Raw genomic sequence first — 9501 nt, forward strand, 5'->3', positions numbered from 1 at the left:
CGGTTGGAGCGAAGGACGTCATTCCGGCGCAATGAGCGTGGGCCGCTGTCATGTCGGCTGGCCTTGCGGCATCAGGAGCTGGTGCGCCGGTTGCTGATCGAAATGAGGATCTGAAGGCCGGGCCTGCGCCTGTCGGTTCTGCCGCTGGGACGCGCTGCAGCCCTCGAGGCGCTGGTCGAGGGGCGTGCCGATATCGTGCTTGGCGTGCTGTGGGAGGAGTCACCCGTCGTTTCGGCTCAGCGCCTTTACGAGGAAGGCTTCCTGGTTGCAGGAACGGCGTCAGCGCTTCCCGACGCACCGGGTCTCACGCTTGAACGCTACTGCGCTCTCGAGCACATCCTGATTTCACCTGCCGGCGACATGCGCGGCGTGGTCGATACCGCCCGGGAGACCATTGGCCGGAGCCGTCACATTGTTCTGCTTTGCCGGCGTTTCTGCCGGCACTTGCGGCAGCGGCGCAGTCCGGCTCCATCGTCACCTTGCCCTCGCGGCTCGCCCGCGCCTTTGCTCCCGGTTTCGGGCTGGTGCTCGCCGAGCCGCCGCTGCATGTCCGGCGATTTCCCATTTCGGTCTATTGGCATCGCCGCAATGACGATGACCCGAAGACCAGATGGCTTCGCGAGGTGCTGGCAGATCTCCCGCCCTGAGGCCGGCTGTCACTCCAGGTTGGTGTGGCGCTTGCGCATGGCCGCGGGTGAAACCTTCAGTTTTTCGCGCAGCATGAGGATGAGCACCTCGAAGGTCAGAAACTGCGCGCCCTCGAACAGCGATCCCATCGGCAGCACGGACGTTGACCTGGCACCCGTGTCATTGGCCATGGTCTGGGCCGGAATCGTGAGCACGGTGTTGCAGGCCATGGGCACGCGGCCTTTCGGCTGTGCCGTGACGCAGGCTGTCCGCGCCCCGGCCGCGCTGGCTTCACCGACCAGGGCCAGAACCGTGGAAAACTGTCCAGGCCCGGCACTGACAATCAGCAGGTCGCCGCGCCCCACGGGCGGCGCCGACATGTCGCCTGCGACATGAGCATCCAGCCCCATGTGGTAAAGCCGCATGGCGAGTGCGCGCATCATCAGCCCCTCACGGCCCACGCCATGCAGCACGATGCGCTTTGCCTTCGCAATTTCACCCGCGAAGCGCTCGAGGCTCTTGGGCTCAACGGCTGCGCTGGCCTGCTTCAGTTCCTCGGCGGCGCGGGCGACAGTGGTTTGATACGCGAGCATGGCGGAGGCTCCTTTCCTGGCTGGTCTGTGAACGCTGTGGCCGCTTCAGGCGGCGCGGCCCGATGTCTCGCGCCCGTCGCTGAGCTGGCTCACGGCCGTTTCCAGCAGGCCCGTGTCATCGAGAACATCGAGAATGGTGTAACGGCTTCGCAGATAGAGTGCGGCAAGAACGGTGCGGCGCAGATAAGCCGTATCGACGCCGATGTCGGCCGCGGCCGCTGGTGCGCCGGCTGCTCTCAGCTTGGCGGTGAACTCTGCCGGTTTCAGGACCTGCCGCCTCAGCCGCTCTGCGAGCTGCGGCCAGGTGGCCTTGAGGCGAGACAGGCGAAGCCGGAGCATATCCGTCTCGACGTGTTTCAGACGGGTCTCCTCGATAGAGCGGGCGCCGATCTCGGATGATCCGAAGATGCGCTTGATGTCGTCGGTCTTCTGGGCCAGGCTGCGTGCACCCGATACCGTTGCCTCGATATCGAGGGCGGCGATGTTCTGCTGGAGCAGCCAGTCATAGAGCTGAAGCGCGGTCAGCGCACCGACTGCGACACAGGAGCCATGGCTCACCAGTTCGCCATTCAGGGCAAGGTCCTGCATCTCCCAGAGATGGGCGATCTGATGGTCGGCTCCCGACGCCGGGCGTGACGAGCCGTGAAGCTCCATGGCAAAGCCGACCACCGCCAGGCCTGCAAACAGGTCTTCGATGGCTGCACCATTTCCGCGCGCCACATCCTCCGGCCGGGAGAGGAAGTCGTGAAGGTGATCCTGCACCATGCCCCAGGACCGGGTCTCGATCGCCTCCACTCCCAAGTCATCGGCGATGATCCAGTCGGCACCTGCCGGAATTTTTCCGGCCAGATCGCTATAGCCCCAGCTCGACATGGCCCGGGGTGCGAGCCTGAGAACGTCCAGATCTCCGATGATCGCCCGTGGCGGCTTGCACTGGATGGTTTTCTTGAACCCCTTCTCGGACAATGGCGCCCCGGCCGAGGTGTAGCCATCCATCGATGTGGCAGTCGCCACGCAAAGATAGGGCCGCCCGAGCTTGAATGCGGCATATTTGACCACGTCGTTGATGACTCCCGAGCCAACTGCAACAGGCGTTGCGCTGGTTGCGGCCAGCCTTAGTGTCAGATCCTCTGCCAGTTCGACGGATGGCTTTGGTTTTGGCTTGGCCGGCAGCAGATGCGCCTGAACCGCAAGCCCGGCCGCACGCAGATGGGCTTCGAGTGCCCGTCCCGCCGCTTCCCACGTATTGCCATCAGCGATCAGAAACGCCCCGGCCTCGCCGAAGTGGGACGTCAGCAAGCCGGGGGCCTTGGCCAGCGCACCGGCGGAAAGTTCGAGAGCGGCAATCGACCTTGAAACCTTGAGGCCGGCGGCGATGGTCTGCTGAGCAGCGTTCACGCCCGGTCCCCGTCATGTGCCAGGGCCACACCATCGCGGTCAAAGCAGTGGATGCGGCCTGCCGGCATTGTCAGGCCGATCGTCTGGCCAGCATCGATGCTGGTGTCGCCTTCGGCGCGCACCACCAGAGGCTCGCCCGAGCCGAGGCTGGCATAGAGATAGGCATCGCCGCCCAGCGTTTCGCGCAGCCGCACGGTGACGCTGACGTCGCCCTGACCCGCGGTGGTGATGCCGATGTGCTCGGGCCTGATGCCAAGCCGCGCCGCCTTGCTGGCAGACCGTGGCAGCTTGGCGATCAAGGATTGGTGCATGCCGCCATCCTGCCCCGTGACATCGAGGAAGTTCATGGCGGGTGCGCCGATGAAACCGGCGACGAATTCGGTGCGCGGATGATGATAGAGCTCCATGGGCGAGCCGGTCTGCTCGATTCGCCCGGCATTGAGCACCACGATTCTGTCGGCCATGGTCATGGCCTCCACCTGATCATGCGTGACATAGATCATCGTCGCGTTGAGCTGCCGGTGCAGAGCCTCGAGTTCGACCCGCATCTGAACCCGCAACTTGGCATCGAGGTTCGATAGAGGTTCATCAAACAGGAAGACCTTCGGATTCTTGACGATGGCGCGGCCGATCGCCACCCGTTGCCTCTGACCGCCGGAGAGTTGCCCAGGCTTGCGATCCAGATAATCGTTCAATTGCAGGATGCGGGCCGCCTCGGCCACCCGGCGGGCTCGCTCCTCTGCCGGGAAATTGTTGATCTTCATCCCGAATTCCATGTTTTCACGCGCGGTCATGTGCGGGTAGAGCGCATAGGACTGGAACACCATGGCCACGTTGCGCTCGGAGGGTGCCTTGTGCGTCACGTCCTCCTCGCCAATGATGATCTGGCCGCGCGAGATATCCTCAAGCCCGGCAATCGAGCGCAGCAGGGTGGACTTGCCGCAGCCCGAGGGGCCCACAAACACCGTGAATTCGCCATCCGCGATGTCGAGAGACACGCCGTGGATGACCTGCTGGGCACCGTAGGATTTGTCGATGTCCGACAGTCTCACCCGCGCCATGTTCCCCTCCAGATATGCCGCACTCAGAATCCTGTTGACTCCGGAGCCGTTCAATACATTTATATGTCAGGCGATACAAATGTAAATGGCTGCTTTGGTCGCTGATACGGAGGAAATCTCATGAAACTGAAAAACTGTGTGAGCGCGTTGGCGCTCGCGGTTCTGGGATGGGTGGCGGGCACCCAGGCAGCATCTGCCTGGTCGCTCGAAGAAGCCGCCAAGCCCTATGCCGGAACCACCGTGGACGTCGTGTTCCTCGATCGTCCTGGCTACAATGCTGCAAAGGAAATGCTGCCGGAGTTCGAGGCAAAGACCGGCATCAAGGTCAACATCACCACACTGCCCTACGAAAATGCGCTGGGTGAGCAGGTGCGTGATTTCGTGGCCCAGGGCGACCTCGACGTGGCGCTGATCGACCTCGTCTGGATTGGCAACTTCGCCGAGAACGGCTGGATCGTTCCCGCCGAGACCTTCACCAAGGATCCAAATCTCGCCGATCCCGATCTCGACATGAACGACTTCTTCCCGCTCGTGCTCAACGCATTCGGCGGCTGGAACGGCACCATCTACGGCCTGCCTTTCGACAACTATTCGGGCCTGCTCTTCTACAATCAGTGCATGCTCAAGGATGCTGGCTTCGATGGCCCGCCCGAGACCTGGGCTGACCTGAAGGACAAGTACGGCCCGGCGCTGACCAAGGACGGCAAGTTCGCCTACGCCCTGCAGTCCAAGCGCAACGAGACCCAGTCTGCCGACAGTTTCGCGCGCATGCTCTGGCCGTTCGGGGGCTCCTTCCTCACCAAGGATTTCAAGTCGAACCTGAACTCCCCCGAGAGCCAGGCCGGCCTGAACTTCCGTCAGGACCTGATGAAGTACATGCCGCCGGGCATCGTCTCCTATGACCATGCCGAGACGGTGAACGCGCTTGCGCAGGGTGACGTGGCGATGATCACCGAGTGGTCGGCCTTCTATTCGACGCTCACCAACAAGGAGACCTCGAAGATCGGTGACTGCCTTGCGATCGCGCCGGAGCCGAAGGGTCCTGCTGGCCGCAAGCCGGCACTGGGCGGCTTCTCGCTGGCCGTTGCAACCCAGGCTGATGACGCCGAGAAGGCAGCAGCCTGGCTGATGATCCAGTGGCTGACCTCGAAGGCCAACGCCCAGACCTATCTGGAAAAGGGTGGTGTGCCGGCGCGTCAGTCGGTCTACCAGAACGCCGACAACGCCAAGAAGTTCACCTACATTCCGGCTCTGGTCGAGAGCTGGCAGGAAGGCGTGCCGGAGTTCCGTCCGCGCTTTGCCGAGTGGCCCACCATCACGGAAATCGTGCAGGAATGGGGTTCCAAGATGATGCTGGGTGAGGTCTCTGTCGAAGAGGGCGCCAAGACCATCGGAACCAAGATGGAGGAAGTCCTCCAGAAGGCCGGCTACTACGACGGCAAGAAGCCGCTCGCCCAGTAAGGCTGGTTCGATCTGACACCTGGCGGCGGGGGCAGCAGCCCCCGCCGCTGATCTCTCAACAGATGCCCGGGGACCAGCGCTCATGACTGCCCGCGTGAAAGCCTCAACGATCATCGCATTTCTCGGGCCTTCGGTGTTTGCGCTGGCAATCGTTGGCATCGCGCCGCTGCTCTATGGCGTGTGGAAGAGCCTGCACTTCTTCAATCTCACGAAAGCCAATCAGCAGGAATTCGTCGGGCTCGACAACTACGTGACCGTTCTGACCGACCCGGTCTTCTGGCAGTCCATGGGGCGCACGGTTGTCCTGTTCTTCGTCTCGGTGCCGACTCAGATCGTTCTAGGCCTCGGCATCGCGCTGCTTCTGCACCGGCCAGGCCTCGGCCTGTTGCGTGCCTTCACCAGGCTGTCGCTGGTTCTGCCGATGGCCACCACCTATGCCGTGGTCGGACTGCTGGCCCAGGTGATGTTCAACATCAAGTACGGCGTCATCAACCAGTTTCTCGGCTTCTTCGGCGTTGAACCCATCAACTGGATCGGCGATCCCTTCAACGCCTATGTGGCGGTGATCTTCTGGGACGTCTGGCAGTGGACGCCCTTCGTGGCGCTGGTCATGCTCGCCAGCCTGAGCAGTGTACCGCCCGAGATCGAGGAGGCCGCGCGGCTTGAAACCGGCCGCTGGTGGACGATCCTGCGCCACATTCAGCTGCCCTTTCTCGTGCCCGGACTGGTGGCCGTGCTGATCTTGCGCACGGCCGACACGCTCAAGCTCTTCGACATGGTGTTCACCATGACACGCGGCGGGCCCGGCTCTGCGACCGAGTTCATCGCCATCCTCATCGAGCGCACCGGCAACCGGCAGTTCGACATCGGCCTTGCCTCAGCCCAGGCCATCATCCTGCTGGCGCTGACGGTGTTTCTGGCGCGGTCCTACATCAAGCTGTTCTACCGGGAGGTGCGGTAATGGCCGCAGGAACATCACGCGCGAGCGCCTGGCGCTCTGGAAAGCCATGGCTGGGTGAGGTGATCCTGCTCTGCATCATCTGCCTGTTCTGCGTCTTTCCATTCTACTGGATGGTAACGACGAGCCTCAAGACTCAGGTGGTTGCCCTGCAGTCGCCGCCTGCCTGGATGTTCACGCCGACGCTCGCCAATTACTGGGAGGTCCTGTTCGAAGACAAGGTAGGCGTGTCGCTGATCAATTCGCTGATCGTGGCGGTTGCCACCACTGTCCTGTCGATCGGGCTGGGCTGTCCGGCTGCCTATGCGCTTGCGCGGTTTGAGTTCCGCGGCAAGAAGGACCTGTGGTTCTGGTTCATCACCAACCGCTTCGTGTCTCCGGTGGTGTTGGTGTTCCCGGTGTTTCTCATCGCCAGGCAGATCGGGCTGCGTGACACACATCTTGCGCTGGTGCTGATGTACATCACCTTCTGCCTGCCCATCGTCATCTGGATCTGTACCGATCAGTTCCGCTCGATTCCCTATGATCTCGATGAGGCGGCAAGCCTTGAAGGGGCGGGCCATTGGCGCATATTCTGGTCCATCTGCCTGCCACTCGCCATGCCGGGCGTTGCCGTGTCGGCCATATTTTCCTTCATCTTCTCGTGGAACGAGCTGCTGTTCGCCTACATCCTCGCGCCCAAGGCAGCCAAGACCGCACCGGCCATGGCCATCACCTTCATGGAAGGGTACGATGTGCCCTACGGCAAGATCATGGCCACTGCGACCCTGATCGTCGTGCCCGTGCTGATCTTCGCTGTCATTGTGTCGCGCCATCTGGTGCGCGGCCTCACCATGGGTGCGGTCAAGTAGCAGCCAGACGATGTCACGTGCGCCGAAGCTGCCAAAGATCGACGTGGAGGAGCGTTTCCTCGCCCAGGTGGCCTGGGCCTATCATGTCGAAGGCCTTACCCAGGAGCAGGTCGCCCGCAAACTTCAGGTAACGCGGCTTCGCGTCAACAAGGCGCTTGCCGAGGCGCGCAAGAACGGGCTGGTGCGCATCACCCTGAATACGTCGTTCTCGGCCTGCCCTGAGCTGGAGGGGGAACTGTGCGCAACATTCGGGCTCGCGCAGGCCTATGTGGCGCCCTCGCCGGAGCGCCCTCAGGATCTCCAGATGATTGTTGGAGCCGCGCTTGGGCAGTTGCTGTCAAGCAAGCTTGCTGATCCGAAGGTCAGGACCTTCGGCCTTTCATGGGGCAACACGCTCAACATCGCCACGCGGTTCGTGGCCTCTTTCTCACGCCGTGACCTTGAGGTGATCTCGGTCATGGGCGGCCTCACCCGTGGTTCGGATTTCAACAGTTTTGAGATCACCACCCGTCTTGCTGACCTGCTGGGCGCCCAGCACAGCTATTTTCCTGCGCCGCTCTATGCCGGGTCGCGCCGTTCGCGCGACACGATCATGAAGCTTGACGTGTTCGACGGCGTTCTCGCCAAGATCCGCGGCATCGATGGCATGGCTGTGGCTTGCAGCGATATCTCGGCCCGTTCGCTTCTGGTGCGCGACGGTCTGCCGCCTGACATCAAGCCGCGCGACCTGATCAGGGCTGGCGCTGTGGGCGACGTGCTGGGCACGATCATCGATAGCAACGGCGAGCCTATCGACCATCCGATCAATGAGCGCGTCGTGGGCATCGGGCTCGATGACATGCGCAGAATTCCCAACACCATCCTGGCTGCCGGGGGCGCCTACAAGGTTCCCGTGATCAGCGCCGCACTGCGCCAGCGCCTGGCGCGAATTCTCGTCACCGACGAGGCTACGGCGCGGACGCTGCTTTCTCAGGCCCCGTAGTCTGCCCGGCCACTCGTGCGGTGGCTGGGTTATGAGCCGATTGACAGGTCACGTGTTGTAGGATGATATGAGGACAGTGCGGAGGCCGCGTGATCAGAAGGTCGGCAGATATCGGGGCGACGGATAACCTCCCTCAGCGGGTTGTAGCGCTCCTGCTGCGTGACATCGAGGGTGGCGCGCTGGAGCCCGGAACCCGCCTGCCAACCGAGCAGCAGCTGTCCGAGAGGCTCGGCGTCAGCCGCAACGTGATCCGTGAGGCAATTGCGCAACTGCGCGCCGATGGCCTCGTCGAGGCAAGGCAGGGTGTGGGGGCTTTCGTGCTGGCGCCCGAGCAGCGCGCCGCGATCCGCATCGACCGGCAGGCCTTGCAACAGGATGGCAATATCGAGCGCCTGTTCGAACTTAGGAGCATTCTGGAAACCGAGGCAGCACGTCTTGCTGCAGTTCGCCGCACGCCTCAGCACCTCAAGGCCATCAAGGCCCATCTCGACCGCATGAATGGCGAGGAACGCTGGCAGGATGGCAGCATCGAGGCTGATCTCGCCTTTCACCGCGAGGTCGCCCGCGCCACGGGCAACAATTACATCCTGTCATTCATCTCATTTGTCTGCGAACAGATCCGTCAGACCATCTACATCGCGCGCCGCAGCAATCCGCTTCACGATCTGGTGCGGATCAATGTTGCCGAGCACATCAGCATCTATGAGGCGATCCGGGCCGGAGATGCCGAGAAGGCGGCCTGTGCCATGCGTGCGCACATCGAGGGTGCCGCGGCACGTGCCGGGGCAGGCGGATCCGGCCAGGCCGCTGTGCAGCCGCGCCAACTGGTCCGAAAGGGAAGACATCATGGCTGACCCTCATCTCAAGATCACCGATATCTGCCTGCTCGTTGAGAATATCGAACGAGCAGTTGACTTCTACACACGGGTTTTGGGGTTCCGCCTTCGCAGGCGCGCCGAGGGCTTTGCCGATTTCCACAGTGATGGAATTACGCTCGCTGCCTGGGAGATTGATCACATCAACAACCATTGTGGCGTATCCAACCGCCGCGCACCGCCAAAGGCACACAAGGCCTGCATCGCCGTCCGGCTGGATACGCCCGCCGATATCGACGCGATGTTCCAGAGGCTCACCGCGCAGGGTGTGAGCTTCGTCAGCGCGCCTGGTGATTATCCGTGGAATGCGCGCTGCGCCTATTTCACGGACCCCGACGACAATGTCTGGGAGATCTATGCCTGGTATCCGGACGGGCCGAAGCATGACTTCGACAGTTCCGAGACCCCGGCAGGCTAATGACTGTCAACGCGAGCAGGGAGGAAACCATGACAAACTCGCAGATCAACCGGCGCAAGTTCCTGGCTGGAAGCGCCGTCATCGCCGGAGCGATTGGTGGCGGCATCGAGCTGGTATTGCCCGATCCGGCGCGGGCCGAGAATGCCAAGGTCATCATCAAGCTCGACTGGCTCATCTCCAATGGTCAGATCGGCGACGTGATGGCAGTCCAGCAGGGCTTCTTCAAGGACGCCGGGCTCGATGTCGAGTTCAACCCCGGTGGCCCCAACTCCGCCAC

General features: G+C 62.5%; 11 protein-coding genes and 1 pseudogene. 9 read left to right on the plus strand and 3 right to left on the minus strand.

What is annotated here, in order from left to right:
* Positions 1-171: 171 nt before the first annotated feature.
* Both ACILRN_RS13390 and ACILRN_RS13395 read left to right on the plus strand, forming a co-directional pair.
* A pseudogene (locus ACILRN_RS13390) lies at positions 172-366 on the plus strand (LysR family transcriptional regulator); the annotation flags it as partial.
* 56 nt (positions 367-422) lie between these two features.
* Positions 423-647 (plus strand): hypothetical protein, encoded by a 225-nt coding sequence (locus ACILRN_RS13395; RefSeq protein WP_395689069.1) that lies wholly within the window; start codon positions 423-425, stop codon positions 645-647.
* 9 nt (positions 648-656) lie between these two features.
* Here ACILRN_RS13395 and ACILRN_RS13400 read toward each other — a convergent pair whose 3' ends face one another.
* From ACILRN_RS13400 to ACILRN_RS13410, 3 genes are read right to left on the minus strand one after another with little or no spacing between them, the layout of a single operon-like run.
* Positions 657-1220, minus strand: a complete 564-nt coding sequence (locus ACILRN_RS13400) for an SIS domain-containing protein (protein ID WP_395689071.1) — start codon at positions 1218-1220, stop codon at positions 657-659.
* Between the two features lie 45 nt (positions 1221-1265).
* A complete protein-coding gene (locus tag ACILRN_RS13405) occupies positions 1266-2618 on the minus strand; it encodes a sn-glycerol-1-phosphate dehydrogenase (protein WP_395689073.1) in 1353 nt (450 codons plus the stop codon).
* The gene (locus ACILRN_RS13410) at positions 2615-3679 is read right to left on the minus strand and encodes an ABC transporter ATP-binding protein (protein ID WP_395689076.1); all 1065 of its coding nucleotides are present in this window, start codon (positions 3677-3679) and stop codon (positions 2615-2617) included. The genes ACILRN_RS13405 and ACILRN_RS13410 overlap by 4 nt, the downstream gene beginning before the upstream one ends.
* A gap of 120 nt (positions 3680-3799) precedes the next feature.
* On the opposite strand from ACILRN_RS13410, the gene ACILRN_RS13415 reads away from it, so the two are divergent.
* The 7 genes from ACILRN_RS13415 to ACILRN_RS13445 all read left to right on the plus strand — a co-directional run.
* Positions 3800-5140, plus strand: coding sequence for an ABC transporter substrate-binding protein (locus tag ACILRN_RS13415; RefSeq protein ID WP_395689077.1), 1341 nt, complete (start codon positions 3800-3802; stop codon positions 5138-5140).
* An 82-nt stretch (positions 5141-5222) separates the two neighbouring features.
* Positions 5223-6101, plus strand: coding sequence for a carbohydrate ABC transporter permease (locus tag ACILRN_RS13420; protein WP_395689079.1), 879 nt, complete (start codon positions 5223-5225; stop codon positions 6099-6101).
* A complete protein-coding gene (locus ACILRN_RS13425; protein ID WP_395689081.1) occupies positions 6101-6949 on the plus strand; it encodes a carbohydrate ABC transporter permease in 849 nt (282 codons plus the stop codon). Before ACILRN_RS13420 ends, ACILRN_RS13425 begins: the two co-directional genes overlap by 1 nt.
* A 10-nt stretch (positions 6950-6959) precedes the next feature.
* On the plus strand, positions 6960-7931 hold the full coding sequence (locus tag ACILRN_RS13430) for a sugar-binding transcriptional regulator (protein WP_395689082.1): 972 nt from the start codon (positions 6960-6962) through the stop codon (positions 7929-7931).
* A gap of 89 nt (positions 7932-8020) precedes the next feature.
* A complete protein-coding gene (locus ACILRN_RS13435) occupies positions 8021-8785 on the plus strand; it encodes a FadR/GntR family transcriptional regulator (RefSeq protein WP_395689084.1) in 765 nt (254 codons plus the stop codon).
* Positions 8778-9224, plus strand: a complete 447-nt coding sequence (locus tag ACILRN_RS13440; RefSeq protein ID WP_395689086.1) for a VOC family protein — start codon at positions 8778-8780, stop codon at positions 9222-9224. Before ACILRN_RS13435 ends, ACILRN_RS13440 begins: the two co-directional genes overlap by 8 nt.
* A 29-nt stretch (positions 9225-9253) precedes the next feature.
* Positions 9254-9501: twin-arginine translocation signal domain-containing protein (locus ACILRN_RS13445; RefSeq protein ID WP_395689088.1), on the plus strand; the 248-nt coding region annotated here is incomplete at its 3' end.

It is taken from the genome of Aestuariivirga sp. (assembly GCF_044238155.1).
Lineage (GTDB): Bacteria > Pseudomonadota > Alphaproteobacteria > Rhizobiales > Aestuariivirgaceae > Aestuariivirga.

Coding starts and splice junctions, on each gene's coding strand:
- ACILRN_RS13400 (WP_395689071.1), bottom strand. CDS start 1,220: ATGCTCGCGTATCAAACCACTGTCGCCCGCGCCGCCGAGGAACTGAAG.
- ACILRN_RS13410 (WP_395689076.1), bottom strand. CDS start 3,679: ATGGCGCGGGTGAGACTGTCGGACATCGACAAATCCTACGGTGCCCAG.
- ACILRN_RS13415 (WP_395689077.1), top strand. CDS start 3,800: ATGAAACTGAAAAACTGTGTGAGCGCGTTGGCGCTCGCGGTTCTGGGA.
- ACILRN_RS13420 (WP_395689079.1), top strand. CDS start 5,223: ATGACTGCCCGCGTGAAAGCCTCAACGATCATCGCATTTCTCGGGCCT.
- ACILRN_RS13425 (WP_395689081.1), top strand. CDS start 6,101: ATGGCCGCAGGAACATCACGCGCGAGCGCCTGGCGCTCTGGAAAGCCA.
- ACILRN_RS13430 (WP_395689082.1), top strand. CDS start 6,960: ATGTCACGTGCGCCGAAGCTGCCAAAGATCGACGTGGAGGAGCGTTTC.
- ACILRN_RS13440 (WP_395689086.1), top strand. CDS start 8,778: ATGGCTGACCCTCATCTCAAGATCACCGATATCTGCCTGCTCGTTGAG.